The organism is Halobacillus litoralis (assembly GCF_020524025.1).
In the GTDB taxonomy this organism is placed as follows: domain Bacteria; phylum Bacillota; class Bacilli; order Bacillales; family Halobacillaceae; genus Halobacillus; species Halobacillus litoralis_D.
Genome location: NZ_JAIVKN010000001.1, coordinates 19,763 through 42,981, shown reverse-complemented (window position 1 = coordinate 42,981; position 23,219 = coordinate 19,763). Strand labels below are relative to the sequence as shown.

Here is a 23,219-nt window from a genome sequence, read left to right as displayed (position 1 = left end):
GAGGGCTTTTATATTAATGGTTGAGATTCATAACAATCAAACGTTCTTCTGTCATATCTTCAATTGTATACTTCGGTCCTTCTTTTCCTGACCCACTATCTTTGACTCCTCCATATGGCATAAGGTCCACTCGGTATTGTGATGAATCGTTAATCATCAATCCGCCAACTTCCACGTTTTTGGCTGCATAGAAAGCAGTATCGATATTCTGAGTGAAAATTCCCCCCTGAAGACCATAGTCGGATTCATTGACAGCCTCTATACATTCTTTGATGTCTGTAAATGGAAGAATGCTTACAACAGGGGCAAAAATTTCTTCACAAACGACTTTCATATCCGGCTGAACATCTGTGAGGATCGTCGGATACAGCAAAGCGCCTTCTCTCTTACCTCCATACAGGATCTGAGCACCGCTTCCCTTGGCCTCCTGCACCCACTCTTCTGCTCTTTCTGCCTCATCTTCACTGATCATTGGGCCAACATCAGTCTCAGGGTCATTAGGATCACCGATTTTCAATGATTCAATGGCGTTTATAAACTTCTGTTGAAACTCTTCCCTGACCTCTTCATGAACGTAAATCCTCTGAACAGATATACAGACCTGACCAGCAAAGGCAAAGCTTTTTGCTGCTACATTTTCAGCGGCTGCCTCTATGTCTGCTTCCTTATCAATAATAACAGGGGAATTATTTCCAAGTTCCAGTACAAGTTTGTTCAATCCTGTATTCTGCTTCAGTTTCAATCCAACTTCAGCACTGCCTGTGAATGTATAAAGATTAATCCGGGGGTCTTTCATCATCTGGTTACCTACAGTAGAACCTGATCCAACCACTACATTTAGAAATCCTTCAGGCAGCCCTGCTTCCTCAAACAACTCGGCTAATTTTAGAGCGGAAGTTGGAGTTTTACTTGCTGGTTTCAAGACAACAGCATTCCCTGCTGCAATAGCGGGCGCAATCTTATGGGCCACAAGATTAATCGGAAAGTTAAAAGGACTGATAGCACCCACGACCCCTACCGGAACTTTGATGGTAAAAGCCATTCGATTCTCAGAACCGGGTGCCGCTTCTACGGGAACCCCTTCCCCGTGAATTCTTTTAGCCTCTTCCGCTGCCAGCTCAAAAGTCTGCGAGGCGCGGTCGATTTCTGTCCTGGCCTGCTTTAATGGCTTACCCGCTTCATGAGTTATATTTTGAGCCAGGGACTCTTTGTTTTCTTTCAGTAATTCACTAACGCGCTTTAGGATTTCAAATCGTTTATACGGTGACATTTGATGATTCTTATAAGCATAAGACGCAGCACCGACAGCCTGATCCACCTCTTTTTCAGAAGCCTTTGCTACCTGGGCATACGTTTTCTGTGTATATTTGTTAAGAACCTCCTGCTTTTCGTTTGTATCGACCCATTCCCCGTTAATAAAAAGCTTGTAATCATCCACGAGTATCTCTCCCTTTACAAAATAGTTTTGTATTTTGTTTATTTCCTTGTACATGGGAGTATAAACTTCTCTGCGCGCGGATATAAAGAAAGCCTGAATAGAGGAAAACCTCCATTCAGGCATTATATTTTATAGGAATAGACCTGCTATAGTTGCTGAGAGCATTGATCCTAGTGTTGCACCAATTAACAGTTTCAGACCGAATCCGGAAACTCGTCCACCTTTTTCAGGATCAATTCCCTGGACTGTCCCTGCGATAATTCCAATAGAGGAAAAGTTCGCAAAGCTGGTCAGGAATACAGTGACAATCCCTGTAGTTTTCTCAGACACACCATCAAGCATGGATTGGAATTCCAGCATAGCTACAAATTCGTTGGTTACAATTTTCGTACCCATAATTGCGCCTGCGTCAAGAACTTCTGCAGCTGGGATACCCATTAACAAACCGATCGGCGCAATAATGTAACCGAGCAGCTGCTGAAGTGTAAAGCCATTGAAAATGGCACCAAACAAAGCATTTACAAGTTCTAATGAGGCAATAAAAGCAATCAGCATAGACGCTACGATTAATGCAATCTTACCTCCATCTAACGCTCCGTTACCCATAGCTTCGAAGAAACTTTTCGAATTAGATACATCTTGAATATCGACAACATCTTCTTCTTTAGATACTTTAACAGGTGAGATCATAGAAGCTACGATTAATGCACTAAACATGTTTAGCGGCAAGGCGACAAGGATATATTGACTGGGAAGCATACCCAGATACGCCCCAACAATGGATGCAGAAACAGAACCCATAGCGGAAGCACTAACAATATAAAGGCGGTTATCGTTCAAGTTGTGAAATTGTGATTTGATCGCAATCAAGGCTTCCGACTGCCCAAAGAAAATACTGTTAACGGCGTTAAATGACTCAACTTTTGGCAGACCCGTGATTTTTGAAAGTCCCCAGCCGAGATATTTAATAATGAAAGGCAGAATCTTCAAGTACGTCAAAACAGATAAGATTGTTGCGAAGAAAATAATAATTAATAGGACATTAAAGAAGAATACTCCATTGTCTCCTACCTGTACTCCACCAAGAACAAAGTTTACACCTTCTGTACCATAAGCAATTAACTGATTGAAACCCCAGGAAATTGCATCAATAATCTTTCTTCCAATCTCTGTGTTAAACATGAACCAAGTAATCAGCAGCTGAACAACCAACATGACACCAATACCTTTGTAATTGATGTTCTTACGGTCATTGGACATTAAGAATGCGATCCCCAGAATAACAGCCACTGCCAGAATTCCTAAAAGTATATCCATGAATAAGTCCTCCCCTGTTTTTTACAAAAAAAGTAATTATGAAAATGCTTACATTGAGTAATTCCACTTAGGATTTTATCAGGTTGTCAGACGTCATGCAAGGTAATTTTACCTGTAATAATTTACTAACACACCAACCTTTAGGACTCATCATCTAATATGCCTTAAGTTATAACAACTTATCCCAGTCTAAAAAACAATAAAAAATCAGCTTCTTCAAAAATTCCACAAAAAAAACGCCGAAGCGTTTTTTTATGATTTCTGAAGTTTTCTTAATAAAAATAAAAAATAGGGAGCACCAATGATCGCAGTGAATATCCCCGCCGGAACTTCCGTTGGAGGAAACAAGCCCCTTCCTAGATCATCCGCTAACAGGAGGAGAAGTATTCCTACTAATGCAGAAGCTGGAAGTAAGTAAGCATGACGGTTTCCTACAAGCTGCCTTGCAATATGCGGAGCAATAAGCCCGACGAACCCCAATGTCCCAACAATTGCTACAGAAGAACCAGCCAAAAGTACGGCGATTATCAATAACAACAATCTCGCCTTTTGCACCGGCTCACCCAGCCCCTCTGCAACATCATCGCCTAAGCTTAAAACATCAAGCTTTGGAGCTAGAGCAAATGTAATCGGCGTGACAATTAGAATCCAAGGTGCCAGGAGCCAGACATCTCCCCAATCTTTTCCCCAGACGCTGCCTGTCAGCCAAACAAGTGCAGCATTTGTTTCAATTGGGAACTTTATGGTAAGAAACTGAATTCCAGCTTGGCATATTGCACCTAAAGCAATCCCTACCAACGCCAGAGTAGCCGGCTGAACTCCTTTTCTAAACGCAAACAAATAAAGGCCGACTGTGACCAGTCCTGCACCGAAAAAGGCCGCTATCGGAAGTCCAATGACTGGGAGTTCAGGAAAAAGAATAATAACAGCTGCTGCAGAAAGACCAGCACCTTTAGTAATCCCAATCACATCGGGAGAAGCCAGAGGGTTCCTCACAACCCCCTGGAGGATTGCACCAGAAATTCCAAGACCTGTTCCAACCAGAAGGCACATAACGATTCTGGGAAGACGAAAGTTCCCAATGATAAATCCACTGTTTTCTACATTCCCCCCCGTAAAATAATGGAGGATAACAGCAGGATCAATGAATACGGCTCCTATCCCAATAGATAGGAAGGCGCCCAGGAGTGTAAGAATACTCAGGAAAAGAATCCATGCTAAAGGAGAGATTTTTTTTAGGTTCATCCTTTACGCCCTCCTTTACTGGCTAAATATAAAAAGAATGGTGCTCCTATTAATGCTGTAACAATTCCGACAGGTGATTCACCTGGAAAAGCTATAAATCGCGATAGGACGTCTGATATCGTTAAGAGGACCGCACCAAACAGGCCTGCGACCGGAAGGATAACCCGGTAGTCAGAACCGATAATCTTTCTTACGATATTAGGAATAATTAAACCAATAAAGCCAATAGGTCCTGCTACAGCAACAGAAATACCGGCCAGTAAAATAACGACAAGGGCAGATGAACCACGAATCCAGCCTATACTCTGCCCAAGACCTTGCGCCACTTCATCCCCAAGTCCGAGAATCGTAAGAGATTTCCCGAGCAGGAGTGCACCTAGAAACCCAGCCAGTGCCCAGGGCAGCAGGAGTGAAAAATCAGACCAGTTCCTTCCATCAATTCCACCAGCCAGCCAAAACAGGACATCCTCTGTAGATGTTTCATGAAATAGAACAATCCCTTGTATTAAAGACGATAAAAACAGGTGCACAGTTATACCTGCAAGGGCTAACTTAACAGGAGTCATTCCACCGCCGGTCGAAGCTAAGTAATAAACGATTCCACCGCCTGCAGCAGCCCCCAGGAAGGCAAAATAAATAAGAATATCAGAACCAAGTCCGGGAAGCAGAACCACCCCGATAACGACCATTAATGATGCACCAGCATTCACTCCGAAAATCTGTGGAGAAGCCAGTGGATTGTTCGTAATCGCCTGCATGATGCCTCCCGCCATGGCTAAGCAGGCACCAACCACAACACCGACTAATGCTCGTGGCAGCCGGATCGTATGAATAATGGAGGCTTCCTTGCTGTGATCCGGGTTAAAAAGTAACGAAAGCACTTCTGTAAAAGGGATAGCATACGCTCCTATACTCAAACTTGCTACAATGCTTACAACTAGTAAAAACGCTCCCCCCAAAAGACCTATGAACAATTTATATTTATAAAAAGGTGGTTGATTAGATAATTGATTCACGTGACATTTCCCCTAACTGTTCTCTCCTCTCAAGATAACATAAAGAAAAGCGGAGGTAATCCCTCCGCCCTCATCATTTCTGTTCTTCGTAAAGATATTGAACAGCGTCTTCTAAGATCTTCTCAGAAGAAATTAAACCTCTAAAACGAGACCACATATTACGATCCACTTCATGCACTTCGTCATTCTTCACAGCTGAAATATCCTGATATAAGCTATTGTTCTCCCATTCAGTGACAACCGTCTCGTCCCCTGCTGACATATGGAAGAGAACATCAGGATTAAATTCAACCAATTGTTCTAAGTTAATTTTGTTATATCGATCGTCACCACTCTGAATCGCATTCTTCAACCCGATAGATTCCAGCAGTGACCCTGTGTAGGACTCCATATTATGTGCGTAATATCCGCTATCAGCTACAACCGCCGGCAGTACTGTGCGATCTTCATCCTCAGGGACTTGAGCACGAAGCTCCTCCATTTTCTGTTGATGCTCAGCAAGTACTTCTTCGCCTTTGTCTTCCATTCCCATTGCTTTTGATACTGTCTGGAAACTATCAATAATTCCTTCGTAGTCCGCTGCCAAAGATGGAAGAATAATTGTTGGAGCAATTTCTGATAGTTGATCATAAATATCCTTATGTCTCTGCATATCTGCAATAATCAAATCTGGTTGGAGCGAACTGATTACTTCCAGCGATGGTTGTTTTCTCGTTCCAACGGATGTATAATCTTCAATCTCTTCACGAATCGGTTCTATAATACGCTCTTTATCATTATCATCTGCAATGCCTACCGGAGAAACTCCGAGTGAAGCAAGGTTATCAACGAAAGAAAACTCCAGAGCCACTACCTTTTCAGGTGTTCCTGAAATTTCTGTTTCCCCCATCTCATGTTTAATTACACGTGTTTCCTCTGATTCTTGATTCTTGTCCCCTTCATCTTCTACTGTCTGCTCGTCATTTGCGTTTCCGCAGGCAGCCAGGAATAGAACAAATAAAAGCATGAAAAATGCTGTCCATTGTTTTTTCATAGTAAACCCTCCATTTGGAATTGATAATCATTATCAAGTAATTCTGTACTCATCATAATCATAAATCAATGGATTGTAAAGGAAGACAAAAAAATTGCCGCATGCATGCGGCAATTTTTTCAATATCTATTGCGATATAAACATTTGAGTCCAATAATGGCCGTAACTGCCTCCTTGAGCATATCCTACGCCAATTTGTCTCAAATTAGGGTCTAAAATGTTTTTCCTATGGCCGGGGCTGTTCATCCATCCATTGACTACCTCCTGCGGTGTACGCTGGCCCGCAGCAATGTTTTCAGCTGCTCGATTATAGGAAACATTAAAGTTTCTCATCATTTCAAAAGGTGACCCATAGGTTGGAGAGTTGTGAGAAAAATAGCCTTTGTTCGCCATATCTCTCGATTTGTAGCGCGCCACTCGTGACAGCTGCCAGTTAGCCTTCAAAGCCGGCAGGCCATTTTTTGCACGTTCCTGGTTTGTTAAATCAATCACTTGACTCTCTACGGACTTAATATCCGATTTCAGTGGAATGGTTACTCGATCCCCTGGATAAATTAAGTCAGGGTTACTAAATTGACTGTTGGCGTTAATAATCTCCGAAAGGCCAATCTTGTATTTCTTAGATATTTTCCACAAGGTATCTCCACTCTTAACAATGTACGTATCCGTCTCTGCATGCGTTGTCTGAGGTACCTGTAAAAACAATAGGGCAGCAAATAACAGTGTGCCCAACCACATCCATACTTTCACTTCTGTTCACTCCTTCTTCTGTTGTTGGATGTAGTTTAACCCTTAATATAAAAATTATGTACATAAAGGAAAACTTTAGAAAAAACAAATGCACCTGCCGGTGGTCAATCGGCAGGTGCTATACCATAGGGGAGGTATAAACATTTATGAATGAAACAAGAGTGTCACCTCAACCGGTTGCTGAGATGTCAGCCCATGTTCATTATTATTATCAGACTCAAGCCGGCATAGTTCTGAGCCGGAAGGTAAATCAATGATGTTTTACAGATAACTTCTTTCAACTAATTAAATTGTTCTAATATAAAGACGAGAAAGTATGGAAAAAGGTTTCAGCAAATAGACACTTTTTTTATTTTCATGCCATTCTCTACAATTTTCTTTTACACTTGTAGTTTTATTGTCACTAACTGACAAGGCTGCTTTCTACAAACGGAGAAACCTTTCCAGTACATAAGGTCTATACTAATGATTTGCTGTAAAAAAACTGCCGCTATATCGTTGATAGCGGCAGTTCTAAAACACCTTTAGTGTCCTGGGAAAAAGACCATCTGTAAGATAAAGATAACCGCAAACATATATAACATCCAGTGTACCTGCTTTCCTTTTCCTACAACCAGTTTCAAAACAGGATACGTAATGAAGCCAAAAGCAATTCCTGTTGCAATACTGGAAGTTAAAGGCATAGAAAGGATGATGATGAAGGCTGGGAAAGCATCATCAAAAGATCCCCAGTTAATCTTCGCTAACCCTTCCATCATGAAACAGCCAACAATAATTAAAACAGGTGCCGTAATAGCCGGAAGTCCTGACACTGCACCTATGACAGGCGCGAAAAACATAGAAAGGATAAAAAGAAAGGCAACAACCGTCGTAGTCAATCCTGTACGTCCCCCGGCAGCTACACCTGAGGAAGACTCAATGTAGGCAGAGGAAGGACTGGTACCAAACATAGCTCCCACAGTTGTAGCAGAAGCATCTGCCATTAAAGCTGCACGTGCTTTTGGTAAACTCCCGTCTTTTCTAATGAAACCAGCCTGTTCTGCTACCCCGATCATTGTTCCGGTTGTATCAAAAATTGTAACAAGTAGAAAAGCAAAAATGACAGTGTACAAACCATTGCTGAAAACAGCTCCGATATCCATATCCCAGAAGACAGGGGCCGGAGGAGTATCCATAAACCCTTCCAACTGTAATTGACCTGTGAAGAAACCTACCAGTCCAGTTATAAACATCCCGATGAATAAACCACCTGTTACGTTTCTCGCAATTAGAGCCAATGTAACAAACAGACCAAAAATAGTAAGGAGAGTTCCAGGCGCCATCAGATCCCCTAAAGTGACCAGAGTTGTATCACTTTCAACAATAATTCCTGACATTCTAAGTCCAAGAAACGCGATAAATAAACCAATTCCTGAAGTAATTCCATACTTCAAAGAAGCAGGAATAGCCATAATTAAAGTTTTTCTTAAACTTGTCATACTTAAAATAACAAAAAGTACCCCGGACACAAATACAGCTCCCAGTATAACTGAGTAACTGACGTCCTGCTGCACAACCTCCGTGACAAAATAGGCGTTCAATCCCATTCCCGGTGCAATAGCGATAGGGTAGTTAGCCCCGAAAGCCATAATAAGTGTTCCAACTACCGCTGCAATAATGGTTGCCATAAACACTTGATCAAACGGTACACCTGCATTTGACAAGATAGCTGGATTAACAACAACGATATAAACCATCGTTAAAAAAGTTGTAATTCCAGCAAGTATTTCTGTTTTTACGTTTGTATGATTTTGATCTAATCGAAAGAATTTCCTCATATATGAAACACCAATCTTTCCTATTAATAACAAGCCGTTTACCATAATAATATTTTCACGAACAAAAATCAATGATAAAGGGATATTATTCGGTTTTAATTTTCAATTCCCTTTCACAGCAGTCATGATCGCTCCTATGTAATAGGAAAAACCCTCTTTCTTTTCTGTCACAGTAAAATTTGACATGGTTAATCCTTTTATAACCACCTTTTATAAAACCGGATAATAGATCCTTTATTTTAAAGCGTAAGAAACTTCCCCAGCTACGCCCAACCTATTTGTCTATCCTTCTCAAATCGTTTCTCATTTTAACTGACCTATCAGTAAAAGCAGAACCATAGTCAGTCATATGTACCGAAGCACATAAGTGTAACATGTATGTGTATTTCTATTTTTATACGCCATTAGAAGCTTTTGAGTAGAACGTCAAAAGTATACCTATTAGTCATAACTGCTTTTTCACTTTTCAACCATCTACTACCTATAGAAGGAAAAAGTATAAAATCCGTCGTTTTAAAAATGTTTATGAATAATAAAAACAGGCAAACAAAAAACCGGCATAAACATCAACTTTCTGCCGGTTTTTCTTCTCTTCTGGATGATAAATACCAGTTTAAAATATGGCTTACATCTTTTTCTTCAAGATAATGACACTGAGCAACGGCTGCCCCGCCCCCAGACGTCAGTGTCAATTTTACACTAGATAAATCAGCCCGTTTTTGGAAAAGAGTTTGAATTCCAGAGGCTGCCTGCACCCTGTGTTTCTTCATCAAATAGGTTTGTTTGATAATGATTCTTGAGCGCAAAGTCAACTGTGTATCGTATGCATTCCAGCCTGCATCCCGATAGGCCATCCCTCCAAGGAAGACGAGAAATATACCGGCTGAGATTGATAACAGACCATACGGGAAAAAGAAGATGCTTACAGGTACAGCTGCTAGAAAGCCCAGCCAGGAATGGCGGATCATATACCTGTATTTGGATCTTGATGGTGGTTGTTTAAACTCATCAACCATCTGATAATCAGAGAGAATCATTTTCAGTACTTTCTGAATTTCATTCTTTTTAATCATGGGTAACATTCGTAATTGATGTTCATCATTTTTTAAGACAGATCCTCCGGCACTAATTAAGGTGACGGATGCATACCCCATTGGTTGACGAATCAAATTCTCATCAATCCGGATGCCTTGAATTCTATTTATCGGAATCGTCATTTGTTTCTTCTCAAGCCATCCTCTTGTAATAATCAAATCATCTGCTTCCAAGTAAACAGCGAAATTAGCATATCGGAATATAGTCAGCACAATGGAGATAGCATAAGCAATGAGTAAGACCACAAATGCCGTAAACGCGACAACTAAAACTCCAATCTGAATCCAATCAAGAATTTCATCATAGATCTTCCCAATAGGGAGATTGTCCATAATTTGAGAAAAAAATGCAATAACCCCGGATAATACAACTCCTGCCCCACCAGATGTGATGGCCATGAGGACGATGTCTTTCATGTCCATGCCATATACTTTTTCACGCGGACTCTGTGCTGCTTCTATATCAGCATCATCCGCTTCCTCGCCCGTCGATACATATCCACTTTTTTCCTGGAAAATCAAGGTTTCAAGTTCTTTTGCTTCCTCTCGTCGGATTGCCGTAAGCTCAGCTTCCGCATTCTGGCTGCCTGTTGATCCTGCTGTTTCAACAGACACCTTTACTAAGTTAAGCGGGCGGTGAAAAATACCTTCTGAAAAGTCCAGGCTCTGTATACGGTCAACCGGAATGTACCTCTTCTTTCTGAAAATAAACCCATATTCTATACGGAGTTCTCCTTCTTCCATCCAATAGGAGAAACGCAGCCAACGGATTACCCCGGAGATCAGCACAAGGAATAAGACCCCTATCCAAATAAGCAGCGGAATCCAATCAACGTCTCCACTGAATATATTGCCGTTAAGTACGAAGACAAGCAATAATGGGAGGGCAGCGTCTTTCAGTGTCTTGACAAAGTTAATGACAGAGGAAATCGGATGAAGCCTCTTAGGTTCATACATCGTCTTCAGCCACCCTTGCTAATGAAGATATGGACTGCCTGAGGCGTTCAGCTTCACGTTCGTCCAGTGCAGGTATTTTATGTATCGTAGCTGCCGTAGAAATGCTGATTGTTGATAGTTTGAATTTTCTAAGCAATGGCCCCTGCTCTGTGTCCACATGTTGAACACGAACCATAGGTACAAGAGTTCGAGTAATAATAAAGATTCCATACTGTAAATCAATATCCTGTTCTGTAACCTCATATCTCCACCGCTTCCATCGAAGACCCGGGACAATCCATATAAAAACAACCGCATCGATTAAAAGTAAAGCAGCAGCAACAGCTGTTATCCACCAGGGCCACTCCCATAACACAGTGGCTACGACAAGACCTATGCTTATTAGCAGCAGAATACTAAATTGGATCCCACCGTAAATCCGCCATAAAGTCAGCGCTCTTTTTGATATTCGTTGGACTGGTTGTCGTTCCATTCTTCCACCTCCTATAGTTCTTTACGTTACAAGTGAAGCCTATGTTTCATAAGGCTAACAAAAAAGCCGAACAAAAATGCCCGGCCTGATGTTTCACTCTTTACTTTGAGACAATTCCCTGGATTTTTCAGTACAAGCCGTCATTCCCTTAATAATGGAGCTGCGGAAACCAACTTCTTCAAGTTTCGTTACTCCGGCGATCGTTGTCCCACCCGGTGTGCAGACCGCATCCTTCAACTCGCCTGGATGTCTGCCTGTTTCTTTTACCATCTTCGCTGCCCCTTCTACCGTCTGGGAAACCATTTTGTAGGCTTTGTCTCTAGGGAAACCTTGCTGAACCGCCGCATCCGCCATCGCTTCAATAAGCATGTAGACAAAAGCTGGCGACGAACCACTTACAGCAGGAACCGCATCCATTAGTTTTTCCTCCACTACTTCAGCTTCCCCAAAGCTTTCAAACAACTCCATGACTCCGGCAAGTTCCTCTGTCGTTACAAAAGCATTTGGACAGAGTACACTCATCCCTGCTCCAATAAGTGATGGCGTGTTCGGCATCGACCGGATAACTTTTACATTCCGTTGAAAAGCATTTTCCATCGACTCAAGAGTTATTCCTGCCGCTACTGTAACAACAACCGTGTCTTCCTGCACCTCATGGCGAATTTCCTGAATTACACCTTGATAAACATAAGGTTTAACTGCAAGGAATAACAAATCACTTTCTCTCGCTAACTTTTTATTATCATTTGATATATGAATGCCATATTCATCCGTTACAAAATCGATCGTTTCATCGGATAGAGCTGTTGCAGCGATTTGATCAGCACGGACAATTCCAGAGTCAATCATCCCCTGAATCATCGCCTGTCCCATCTGACCACAGCCTATGAAACCTATTCGTTTATCCACCGTACATCCCTCCTTGGTGATTCTTATTGTATAGGAAGATTGTCGACCACACAATTCATTACGACCGTTCTTAAAGGCCGCCTAGTAAATATTTCATGTTTTTATTAGAAAAGGTTTACAAATACCACGATCTTACATATAATAATAGATGTATTCTTCATATCATAAAGAAACGCCCAAAATATCATAGCTGCTACGAAAAAAGCCGAGCTGACTTAAGCTCGGCTTTTTTCGTGGGCATTATCTTCATCAATGGCTTCTAACAATTTCTTCACTTCTTTTTTACTTTTTCTTGATACAAGAATATAGAGCGTGTCCCCAGCTTTTATCTCCGTTTGACCGTAAGGAGTAATCACATCTCCTTCCCGAATGATCGCATTGATTAACGCTCGATCGGGCAGTTCCATATCTTCAAGTGTTTTACCTACAACGACGTTTTGTTCAGTTACTTCAAATTCAATCATTTCTACATTCGCTTTCCCAATGGATATAAGCTCCAAAGAATGAATTGGATTTCCAAGCTTATCAGAAACGAGATTAAAACGTTCAGCTACCCAGGTTATAGAGGAACCCTGAACCAGTGCCGATGTTAATACAGCAAAGAAAACGACATTAAATATTGTCGGGCTGTTTCCAATTCCAGCCAACATAGGAAAAATGGCTAATACAATCGGCACAGCTCCTCTCAGCCCAGCCCAGGATAAGAATATTTTTTCTTTCCAATTGAATGAAAACCCAGCTAAACTTAAAAAGGTAGCTATCGGCCTTGCCACACAGATAAGAACAAGTGCGATAAAAAGCCCCCCAGACATGACGGACCAGGTAAATACTTCTGAAGGTGTGACAAATAACCCAAGGATAATAAACATAAGAATCTGCGCCATCCAGCCAAATCCTTCATGAAAACGTAAGATGGAATAACGATAGGCTAACTCTGCATTACCTATAAAAACGGCAGTTATGTAGACAGCGAGTAAACCACTCGCCTGCAGAAGAGAACTTGAGCTATAAGAAAGAAATGCAAACCCTAAGGCAAATAAAGGATAAAGTCCACTTGAATCGAGATTAATTCGATTTAAAGAAAAGCTTCCTATGTAACCAACAGCTATGCCGACAGCCAGACCGGCACCCATCTGCCAAAAAAATGAACCGACCATTCCATAGATATTCACGTGATCCATCGTCAGTAATTGAATAAAACTAATAGTCAGGAATACAGCCATCGGATCATTCGTACCTGATTCTGCCTCCAGAGTGGCTTCCAGTCTGCTATTTACATTTTTCCCTTTTAACACAGCAAATACAGCTGCAGCATCCGTTGAACCCACGATAGCTCCAACGAGCAAGGCTTCGAGCCAGCCAATATGTAAAATGAATTTTGCAGCTACAGCAACAATAGAAGTGGTCACAACAACTCCTACCGTGGCTAATGTAATGGAAGGCGCAATGACTGGACGGATTTCTTTCCATTTTGTGAGCATTCCCCCCTCAAACAAGATAACGATTAAGGCAATGACGCCCACCAGCTGAGCAATTTCTGAATTATCAAAATGAATAAATCCAAGTCCCTCATTGCCTACCATCATCCCTACTGCAATAAATAGGACCAGAGATGGCACACCTAATCGCGAAGAGAATTTTGTAACCACAATGCTGATAATTAACAATAATGCCATCAGCATAATGAATTGATTTGATTCTAAAATCTCCTGAATCATAAAACGAACCCCTTTTTCATGCTTTTTCAATCACTATTATAACAAGGAACTCATTTGGAAGGGTGAACATATACTTATAAAGGTTTTGTAACCACAAAAAAAGTCAAGCAGCCATACGCTGCTTGACTCTCGTCTTTCATCAACTAAACATTTCCTCTACCTGTTCACTGAAGAATTGTTTCATAGCATGAAAAACATCCGCTTTTCTTCTCAGGATATAATATCGAAACTTAGGGTGATCAATTGATTTATAGGCCTGCATTAAACTTGAGGATCGATTGTATTGGTTAACTTCTCCATACCCAAACATCTGGGATACTTCGATTAACTGCTCGATTAAACCTAGGCACCTTTTGTTATCCGATGTTAAATTATCTCCATCCGAAAAGTGGAATGGGTAGATGTTGTACCGGTCAGGTGAGTATTTTGTTTCAATCAGCTCCAAAGCTTTTCGGTAAGCGGAAGAGCAGATGGTTCCGCCACTTTCTCCTTTAGAAAAGAAGTCTTCTTCACTGACTACCTTGGCCTGGGTGTGATGGGCTACGAATTCAATATCAACCGTCTCATAGTTTCTATTTAAGAAACGGGTCATCCAGAAGAAAAAGCTTCTTGCCATGTATTTTTCCCACTGTCCCATAGAACCACTTGTATCCATCATCGCGATAACAACAGCTTTTGATTCTGGTTTTGTTTTCTCATTCCACGTTTTGAAACGGATATCTTCCGGGTAAATCGGCGCAAACGATGCCTCACCGCCCAGAGCATTCCTCTTATACGCCTCAAGCATGGTTCTTTTCTTATCGATGTTTCCAGTCAATCCTGTTTTACGGATATCACTAAACTCGATATCTGTGTGAAGAATATTATCTTTTTCTTTTTCATCTAAGTTCGGTAATGTTAACTCCTTAAACAATGCTTCTTCTAATTCAGCTAGTGAAATCTCTGCTTCATAATAATCTTCGCCGGCTTGATCACCAGCTCCATCTCCATCTCCAGGCTTAGCTTTTGACTGTTGCGGCGCTTGTGCAACGACATCACCAACCTCGCTATCTCCTTCACCTTGTCCTGCATGTTTATTCTTTTCATGATTGTAACGGATTTTATATTCATCAAGTGAACGTATAGGAATCTTAACGACACGTTTTCCATTCGACATCACAATATTTTCTTCTGTAATAAGGTCAGGCAACTGTTTGCTCATCGCATCCTTAACTTTTTCCTGATGTCGCCGCTGATCGTCGTAGCCTTTCCGATGGAGGGACCAGTCGTCTTCGGCGATTACAAAACTCTTCTCTTCATCCATTTTATTCCCTCCTAATCGAGTATTACTCTATCGTATGCAGGTCCACGTAAATGGATGAAACATATTGACCTATCTAAAGAATATTTGTGCCGATATTTTTTGTGAAAAATGTTCAAATGATCAATCAGATCATGCTCTCTAGTTAAACAACCCTACATAAAGAAAAGCCCCTTATTCTGAAGGCTCAGTTTCGAAATACATCCACTGTTTCCGTTACATCAGCTGGTTCCAGGAGAGCCGGGGAATCACCCGTCCCATAAGCGTATGTTGAGCTCCCCCGGCTCTGTAGGACCTAACAATGTACCAGGACCGCGCAGTACCCCGGAATTTTGGAATCGCGTCTTACACAATTCAGCTGAAGAAAAAACCCCTGCTACGAAGAATGAGCAGGGGTTGGGTTTAGCTGGTTTGAGCATATAGTTTTTTGGATAGTAATGTTTGAAGTATCAGGAAAAGTCCCCCTACCACCCAGTACAATGGCAAAGCCGATGGAGCGGTAAACGATATAATCAAAATCATAACCGGAGATAACAGACCGATCATTTTCATTTGGGATTGCTGCTGTTCAGGCATCCCAATAAGAGAGACTTTATATTGAACGAAATACAGAACGCCTGCAATTAAGGCCATCGTAACATCTGATTCTCCAAGATTGAACCAAAGAAAAGAATGTGAAGCGATTTCTTCCGAGCTTCGAATGGCATAATAAACGCCCATAAAGATCGGCATTTGAATTAAGATTGGCAGACATCCCATATTCATAGGATTAATATCATTTGATTTATATACATTCATCAATTCTGACTGCAGTTTCTGTTTTTCCTCAGCATTTTCTGCTGCTTTCATTCGATTCTGAATATCGGTCAATTCCGGTTTGACAGCTTCCATTTTCACACGCATATTCTGGCTGTTCTTATACGTTTTCAACATCAGCGGCATTAGTAAAAAGCGGACAACCAAGGTAATAATGATAATGGAAATCCCATAGTTGTCACCAAAAGCTTCAGCGGTTACCTTAATAGCCGACACGAAGGGTTGTACAAAAAATTGATTAAAAAACCCTTCATTTCCACTCCCCTGAGCAGGAGTGCATCCTGCCAATACCATGCCGATCATTGCCATAATAAATGTTAAACGTTTCAAAGTTTATCCTCCTCTTTATTCGTATATTGCTAGAAGCGAATAAAGAGCAGGTGGTCACCGTCATCTGAACTGTCTTTACGTCTCACCGTCCGTTGAAGCCAATGGATGACTTCATTGATGAATTCTACCAAGTGACCCAGTGGAGTTATTTCTAAATGGTTATGGTTGGAAACCATTTGATGTGACCCCATCCATTTGGATGTATCTGTAACCATATGCCTCCAAATGGTTTCAAGAGCGACACTGACTAATAAACTTATATAAATTGAAAGAAACAACAGATCATAAGATCCATCTAACGTTTCCAGTAGTATACTCATACATACTCTCTTTTCTAGTTATGTCTTTACTGTATCTACGAATAACCATACTAAAAGTTTCAAGAAAGTTCAACACGCTTCATTTTGAAAAATGCACATAAAAGTGTATACGAACAACTTCTCCGCATAACGCCTCTCTTCTATCTCTTCCCACATAAGTTCATAATAAAAAGCCCGCCGGTGGGATGCCGGCGGGCTGAAATATTAACCTTCTAACAATAAGTCGTATGGATCTTCAATCATCTCTTTAATTCTACGCAGAAACTGAACGGCATCTTTTCCGTCTACGATTCTGTGATCGTAAGACAGAGCAATATACATCATCGGGCGTGCTTCAATGGTATCATCAGGCATCACTTTTGCACGTTTCTCAATGTTATGCAATCCTAGAATCCCTACTTGCGGGGCATTCAGAATAGGTGTGGAAAGCATGGAACCGAAGATGCCTCCGTTTGTAATGGTAAAGGAACCTCCCTGGAGGTCACCAAGCTGCAGCTCCTTGTTACGAGCTTTCGTCGCAAGATCCGCAATGCCTTTCTCAATTCCTGCAAAATCCAGGCGATCTGCATCACGTACAACAGGGACGACAAGGCCTTCGTCTGTAGATACCGCCATACCGATATCATAAAACTGTTTCTTAATTATTTCATTGCCTTGAATTTCCGCATTAATAAGCGGGAACTCTTTCAATGCGCCGACTGCGGCTTTTGTAAAGAAAGACATGAAGCCAAGCTTAATGTCATGTTTTTTCTGGAAAGATTCTTTACGTTCACTACGAAGTTTCATAACATTCGTCATATCAACTTCGTTGAAGGTTGTAAGCATAGCTGATTCCTGCTGCGCTTCCACCAGACGCTTCGCAATCGTCTGACGACGACGCGACATCTTAATTCGCTCTACCGGCTTCTCAAACTCTGTTTTTTCCGATTCTTTCTTCTCTTTCTTCGGCTTTTCATCAGAAGTAGATTTAGAAGTAGACTTGGAATCTTCTTTCTGCCCACCTTTAGCCGCTTCATCTACGTCTTCAGGACGAATTCGACCTAATGGATCACGAGCTGAGATTTTGCTTAAGTCAATTCCGAGCTCACGGGCACGTTTCCGAGCTGCAGGGGTTGCCACCACATCTTTTGTACCATTTCCGGAAGATTCTTTCTTCTCCTCAGGAGCAGGTTGAGATTCTTTCTTCTCTTTCTGCTCCGATTGAGGTTCGTCCTGCTCTTTGCTTTCGTTATTATCTGTATCATCAGAAGAGTCACTGGATGCTCCACCAGCTTCTCCGTTTTCATCGACTTTAGCAATGACATCTCCTACTTCGACATCATCACCTTCTTCTTTTAACAACTCAGCAATAACACCACTTGCATCTGCATTCACTTCTACATTTACTTTGTCTGTCTCAAGTTCAAGTATAGGATCGCCTTTTTCCACTTGATCCCCTTTTTTGACCAGCCACTCTGCGATCGTACCTTCTGTAATGGATTCAGCTAATTCAGGAACCTTAATTTCCTTCATTTTGTTTCTCCCCCTTTAGACATCTGTAGTGCTTCATGAATGATTCGATTCTGCTCTGTTTTATGGATGTTCGGTTCTCCAACTGAAGGCGATGCACGGTGTGGACGTCCCACGTATCTGTGAATTTGTCCATCTTTCAATAACCGGTGAAGAATGCCCTCAACAAAGTACCAGCTTCCCATGTTCTGCGGCTCTTCCTGGACCCATACGAGTTCTTTCAGATTCGGGTAAGACTCTAAAATTCCTTCCAGCTGTTTCTCAGGGAAAGGATAAATCTGCTCAATACGAACAGCATCAATCGTTTCGAAAGTTTGATCTGTATTTTCGATTTTATCTTCAATGTCTACCATGATCTTTCCGCTTCCCAATAGAAGGGACGTCACTTTTTCCTTGTCTTTTCCTTCAGAGATCACCGGTTGTTTCATAACTGGTTGGAACTTTCCATTGCTGAATTGTTCTCCGGAAACCGCTACACGTTGGTTGCGCAGCAGGCTTTTCGGTGTCATCAAAACAAGAGGCCGCGCTTCTTCTTGATTGCTGATTGCCGCCTGCCTTCTCAGCAGATGGAAGTATTGAGCTGAAGATGTAACGTTCGCAACCGTCCAGTTATTTTCTGCAGCTAACTGCAAGAAACGCTCCAGTCTCGCGCTTGAGTGTTCAGGTCCCTGACCTTCATAGCCATGTGGCAGTAAGAAGACCATGTTGGATTTTTCACCCCATTTTGCACGCCCGGCAGAGACAAATTGGTCAAAGATTACTTGACCTGCATTTGCAAAGTCGCCGAACTGCGCTTCCCATAAAACGAGAGCCTCAGGAGCCTGGACACTATAGCCGTATTCAAATCCAATAACCCCCGCTTCAGACAATGGGCTGTTATGGATATCAAACGATGCCTCCGCCTGTTCCAATCCGTGCATTGGACAGTAAGTTTCTCCTGTTTCAACATCGTGAAGAACAAGATGACGGTGAGCAAAGGTACCTCGTTCAGAGTCCTGTCCAGTAAGTCGAATTGGGATTCCATCTTCTAAAATAGAAGCAAATGCGAGCGCTTCTGCTGTTGCCCAATCTACTTTTTGGCCATCATCGAGCATTTTACTACGGCGTTGAAGAATTTTTTCAAGCTTTTTAAAGCCATTAAATCCTTCCGGACGCTTCAGCAGACCTTCATTTAACCCTCGCAGTCTTTCAAGGTCTACAGCTGTTTCAATTTCATCTAAGGCTTGTTCTACTCCACTCGGTCGATCCTTCACATCCGGAGATGGCGTTTCATGTTCGCCCATATTGTTATAAATATCACGCAGTTTCTTCTCAATCTCTTCCTTCATTTGCTGCAGTGCGCCTTCTTCAACAACTGATTCGTCCTGCAATTGCTTTTCATAAATAGCCGCCGCTGTTGGGTGGTCATCAATTTCTTTATACAATTTTGGCTGTGTGGATCTCGGTTCATCCATTTCGTTGTGTCCAAAACGTCGATAACCAACCAGGTCAATTAAGAAGTCTTTATGGAATTTCTGACGGTACTCATAGGCGAGGGACATTGCTGATAAGCACGCCGATGGATCATCAGCATTTACATGAAGAACAGGAATCTCAAAACCTTTTGCCAAATCACTGGCATATCGTGTAGAGCGTCCATCTTTGCGATTGGTCGTAAAACCGACAAGGTTGTTCGCAATAATATGAACCGTTCCACCTGTACGGTATCCTGGAAGGTCACTCATGTTCAAAGTCTCTGCTACAACACCTTCTCCAATAAAGGCAGCGTCTCCATGAATAAGAAGTCCGAATGCTTCATCCTCGTCCATTTTTGCATAGCCAGGTTCCGTGCGGTCATCTTGTGCTGCACGAGCGAAGCCTTCTACCACTGGATTTACATACTCAAGGTGGGAAGGATTGTGACTTAATGTAACTCTTGTTGCCGACTGCTCCCCATTTTCAATTTCTCTTCTTGCACCGAAATGATACTTTACGTCTCCAGTCCAACCATAGTTAATTCCCGTAGAACCTTCTGAAGGAACCAGTTCTTTATCAGGCGAGAGATGGAATTCAGAAAAAATACGTTCATATGGTTTACCAAGAATATGGGCAAGTACATTCAATCGGCCCCTGTGAGCCATCCCCATCATAATATGTTTGATTCGATCTCCTGAAGCCGATTGGATGATGTGATCAAGCATAGGAACCATTACATCCAGTCCTTCAATAGAAAATCGCTTTTGTGCAACAAAGGTCTTGGCAAGAAAGTTTTCAAAACCTTCCACTTCTGCCAGACGGTGAAGCAGCTGTGTTTTTTCTTCATTTGTAAGAGTGACCTGATAGGACCCGGTGTCAACTCGATTCTGAAGCCATTTTCTTTCATCTTCATTGTTGACATGTCCAAATTCAAAAGAAATGGTCCCTGCATATCTTTCTTTAAGTATGTTGACTACTTGAAGAGCATTCTCCAATTTCATAGGAGAGTCCGGCCATACCCATTCGGCTGGAATAGCTTTCAAGTCTTCTTCTTGTAATCCGTATGTTTCTAAATCAAGCAAATTTGTTTTAGGTCGCTCATCACTGCCTACAGCGTAAATATTAGCTTGTAGATGACCATGACGACGAATAGCCTCAACAAGTTTTAATGCCGAGGTGATTTTTGCAATGTTCGCTTCTGAAGGCATAGCAGCGCTGTGTTCAGCAGCCGTCCCGCTTTCCATCCATTCAGGAGCTCCGTGCTCATCGAAAATATCCTTTAATGAAGGATCGACAGCACTTGGATCTTTTTCATATAATTCGAATTGTTCTTCGACATACCCCATATTAGGGCCATGGAAATTTTTCCAAAATCTTTGAGTGGAGCCTTGTTTAGACACGTTGAATACCTCCATGTAGTTGTTGGCTAATGTTTCCTCGAAAACGTTTCCAAGTCCAAGTACTATTATAAAATTGAAACGCTTCCGTATTCAACAAATTTCGCTTTCTTTTTTCAAATGATAACAAATCCATTATAACAATAAAGACGCACCAGTGGGTACGCCTTTTTCACTTTTTACCAGTAAAGCATTATAAAATTGTTACTCCTCATCTTCTAAAACCCGGTAGGCCATATCATATAACTCCATCTGACTATTGATTCTCTCTACATTCTTTTCCCGTTTCACATGGTGATATTCACCGTTATTCAATTGCTCACGAGCTTTTACGTTATCACTGAGCATAACTGTGAGGATTTTCATCAGCCGACTTTTAATTGTCTGGTCATGAATCGGAAATAAGAGTTCCACCCTCTTCACCATATTCCTCGTCATCATATCTGCAGAGGACAAGAACACACGATCATCACCATTATGATGGAAATAATAAATTCTACTGTGCTCTAAAAACCGCCCTACAATACTAAAGACGTGGATATTATCACTTACTCCCTTTATCCCGGGACGTAAACAGCAGATACCGCGGACAATCAAGTCAATTTGAACACCTGCCTGGGAAGCTTCATAAAGCTTCATAATAATATTTTTATCAGTCAGAGAATTCATCTTAGCTATTATCCGTCCATTCCCATGCTGTTTTTGGAATCGGATTTCATTATTTATATAGCGTATAAAATCATTACGGATGTCAAAGGGAGCCATAGACAAGTGATGAAATTCCGGCTTTTCAGTAAAACCACTTAAATAGTTAAAAAAGTCTGTAGCATCAATCCCGACTTTCTGTTCAGCCGTAATAATTCCCATATCTGTATAAAGCGATGCTGTCTGATCATTGTAGTTCCCTGTTCCCAGATGAACAAAACGTTCAATTCTGCCCTCTTTCTTCCTGACAACCAAGGTTATCTTACTGTGGGTTTTTAAGTAGGTCATCCCATAGATCACATGGCATCCAGCTTTTTCTAATTCTTTCGCCCATTGCACATTGTTCTCTTCATCAAAACGAGCTTTCAGCTCGACAAGAACGGTTACCTGCTTTCCTTTTTCTGCTGCCCGCTTCAAGGCATCGATTATAGGAGAATCACCACTGACCCGGTAAAGCGTCTGTTTAATAGCTAATACATAAGGGTCATCAGCAGCTTCAGCTATAAAATCAACCACCGGTTCAAAAGATTCATAAGGATGATGCAGGAAAATATCCTTTTTGGAAACCGCTTCAAAAATATCCTCTTCCCCTTCCAGATCTCTTGGGGGCTGCGGCATTAAGGTTTCATAATAGAGGTGATCTTTTACTTCTTCAAAGGTCTTATGGAATTTAAATAAAAAAGTCAGGTCAAGCGGTCCATTCGTAATATATAAATCATCCTTATGGATCTCAAGCACTTTGAGGAGGAAATGAATGACTTTCTCATCATACTTCCCGTCTCTAACCTCTAAACGTACAGCAGCTCCCCACTTACGTTTCTTCAACTCCTTTTCAATCTCCTTGAGCAGGTCACGTGCCCCTTCTTCATGGATTGTCATATCTGCATTCCTGGTAATTCTAAATTCAGTTATAGACTCTACTTCGTATCCTTTAAACAGCTTGCCGATAAAGTGGCTGATGATTTCTTCTAAGAGCACATATTGGTATTTGGTTTCATGATCGACCTGAACAAAACGTTCCAGTACAGACGGCACCTGTACAATAGCTGTTTTCTTTGGATTTTCTTTATCGATAACATCACGAATGACTACCGCTAAGTTGATGGATTTGTTCAATAACATAGGAAAAGGACGATAGGCATCAACCGCCATTGGTGTCAGCACAGGAAAAATCTCTTCGTCAAAGTACATTTCAAACCTTTTGATCTCCTCCGCAGTTAAATCATCAATTGAAAGCAGAGAGATGCCTTCTTTTTCAAGCTGTGGTTTCATTGATTGATAAGATTCATATTGTTTTTGGACATTATTATGATTAATCTCAGCAATCTTGGCTAACTGCTGCTTAGGAGTTAAGCCAGCTTTATTTTCCGGCTTATTAAATCCAGCTTTCACCTGGTCCTTCAATCCGGCCACTCGAACCATGAAAAATTCATCAAGGTTGGAAGAACCAATAGCCAGAAATTTTAATCGTTCAAGCAAAGGGTTGTCTAAATCAAGCGCTTCATCTAAAACTCTTTCATTAAAAGCGAGCCAGCTGAGCTCTCGATTATTGTAGTACAATGGATTATCCAATTCTTTTGTCTTTTGTTCTGTTGACATACTGCACACCCTTTACACAATT

The 23,219-nt window shown here is 41.5% G+C and carries 17 protein-coding genes; all 17 read right to left on the bottom strand.

Annotated elements, in window-relative coordinates; all coding sequences use genetic code 11:
• Positions 1 to 13: 13 nt before the first annotated feature.
• Positions 14 to 1,438, bottom strand: a complete 1,425-nt coding sequence (locus tag LC036_RS00255; protein WP_226576554.1) for an aldehyde dehydrogenase family protein — start codon at positions 1,436 to 1,438, stop codon at positions 14 to 16.
• 129 nt (positions 1,439 to 1,567) lie between these two features.
• Positions 1,568 to 2,755, bottom strand: coding sequence for a NupC/NupG family nucleoside CNT transporter (locus tag LC036_RS00250; protein WP_226576551.1), 1,188 nt, complete (start codon positions 2,753 to 2,755; stop codon positions 1,568 to 1,570).
• Positions 2,756 to 3,007: 252 nt separating this feature from the next.
• Positions 3,008 to 4,000, bottom strand: coding sequence for a FecCD family ABC transporter permease (locus LC036_RS00245; protein WP_226576549.1), 993 nt, complete (start codon positions 3,998 to 4,000; stop codon positions 3,008 to 3,010).
• Positions 3,997 to 5,016, bottom strand: coding sequence for a FecCD family ABC transporter permease (locus tag LC036_RS00240; protein WP_413229797.1), 1,020 nt, complete (start codon positions 5,014 to 5,016; stop codon positions 3,997 to 3,999). The genes LC036_RS00245 and LC036_RS00240 overlap by 4 nt, the downstream gene beginning before the upstream one ends.
• A 73-nt stretch (positions 5,017 to 5,089) precedes the next feature.
• Entirely contained in the window at positions 5,090 to 6,049 is a 960-nt protein-coding gene (locus tag LC036_RS00235; RefSeq protein ID WP_226576547.1) for a helical backbone metal receptor, read from the bottom strand.
• A gap of 126 nt (positions 6,050 to 6,175) precedes the next feature.
• Positions 6,176 to 6,799 (bottom strand): SafA/ExsA family spore coat assembly protein, encoded by a 624-nt coding sequence (gene safA, locus LC036_RS00230; protein ID WP_226576545.1) that lies wholly within the window; start codon positions 6,797 to 6,799, stop codon positions 6,176 to 6,178.
• Between the two features lie 524 nt (positions 6,800 to 7,323).
• Positions 7,324 to 8,616 carry an NCS2 family permease gene (locus LC036_RS00225; RefSeq protein WP_226576543.1) on the bottom strand — a complete coding sequence of 431 codons (1,293 nt, stop codon included), beginning with the start codon at positions 8,614 to 8,616 and terminating at the stop codon, positions 7,324 to 7,326.
• A 566-nt stretch (positions 8,617 to 9,182) separates the two neighbouring features.
• A complete protein-coding gene (locus LC036_RS00220) occupies positions 9,183 to 10,667 on the bottom strand; it encodes a PH domain-containing protein (RefSeq protein WP_226576541.1) in 1,485 nt (494 codons plus the stop codon).
• Positions 10,660 to 11,139 (bottom strand): PH domain-containing protein, encoded by a 480-nt coding sequence (locus LC036_RS00215; RefSeq protein ID WP_226576539.1) that lies wholly within the window; start codon positions 11,137 to 11,139, stop codon positions 10,660 to 10,662. The genes LC036_RS00220 and LC036_RS00215 overlap by 8 nt, the downstream gene beginning before the upstream one ends.
• A gap of 93 nt (positions 11,140 to 11,232) precedes the next feature.
• Positions 11,233 to 12,048 (bottom strand): pyrroline-5-carboxylate reductase, encoded by an 816-nt coding sequence (proC, locus tag LC036_RS00210; RefSeq protein ID WP_226576537.1) that lies wholly within the window; start codon positions 12,046 to 12,048, stop codon positions 11,233 to 11,235.
• Between the two features lie 215 nt (positions 12,049 to 12,263).
• Positions 12,264 to 13,766, bottom strand: coding sequence for a potassium/proton antiporter (locus LC036_RS00205; protein WP_226576536.1), 1,503 nt, complete (start codon positions 13,764 to 13,766; stop codon positions 12,264 to 12,266).
• 139 nt (positions 13,767 to 13,905) lie between these two features.
• A complete protein-coding gene (yhbH, locus tag LC036_RS00200; RefSeq protein ID WP_226576534.1) occupies positions 13,906 to 15,069 on the bottom strand; it encodes a sporulation protein YhbH in 1,164 nt (387 codons plus the stop codon).
• 399 nt (positions 15,070 to 15,468) lie between these two features.
• Positions 15,469 to 16,212 (bottom strand): membrane protein insertase YidC, encoded by a 744-nt coding sequence (gene yidC, locus LC036_RS00195; protein WP_226576532.1) that lies wholly within the window; start codon positions 16,210 to 16,212, stop codon positions 15,469 to 15,471.
• A gap of 29 nt (positions 16,213 to 16,241) precedes the next feature.
• Positions 16,242 to 16,532, bottom strand: coding sequence for a hypothetical protein (locus tag LC036_RS00190; RefSeq protein WP_226576529.1), 291 nt, complete (start codon positions 16,530 to 16,532; stop codon positions 16,242 to 16,244).
• 204 nt (positions 16,533 to 16,736) lie between these two features.
• Positions 16,737 to 18,044: a 2-oxoglutarate dehydrogenase complex dihydrolipoyllysine-residue succinyltransferase gene (gene odhB, locus LC036_RS00185; protein WP_226576527.1), complete on the bottom strand. Its 1,308-nt coding sequence runs from the start codon at positions 18,042 to 18,044 to the stop codon at positions 16,737 to 16,739.
• On the bottom strand, positions 18,041 to 20,911 hold the full coding sequence (locus LC036_RS00180) for a 2-oxoglutarate dehydrogenase E1 component (RefSeq protein ID WP_226576524.1): 2,871 nt from the start codon (positions 20,909 to 20,911) through the stop codon (positions 18,041 to 18,043). The genes odhB and LC036_RS00180 overlap by 4 nt, the downstream gene beginning before the upstream one ends.
• A 186-nt stretch (positions 20,912 to 21,097) precedes the next feature.
• Positions 21,098 to 23,197 (bottom strand): RNA degradosome polyphosphate kinase, encoded by a 2,100-nt coding sequence (locus LC036_RS00175; protein WP_226576519.1) that lies wholly within the window; start codon positions 23,195 to 23,197, stop codon positions 21,098 to 21,100.
• Positions 23,198 to 23,219: the final 22 nt, after the last annotated feature.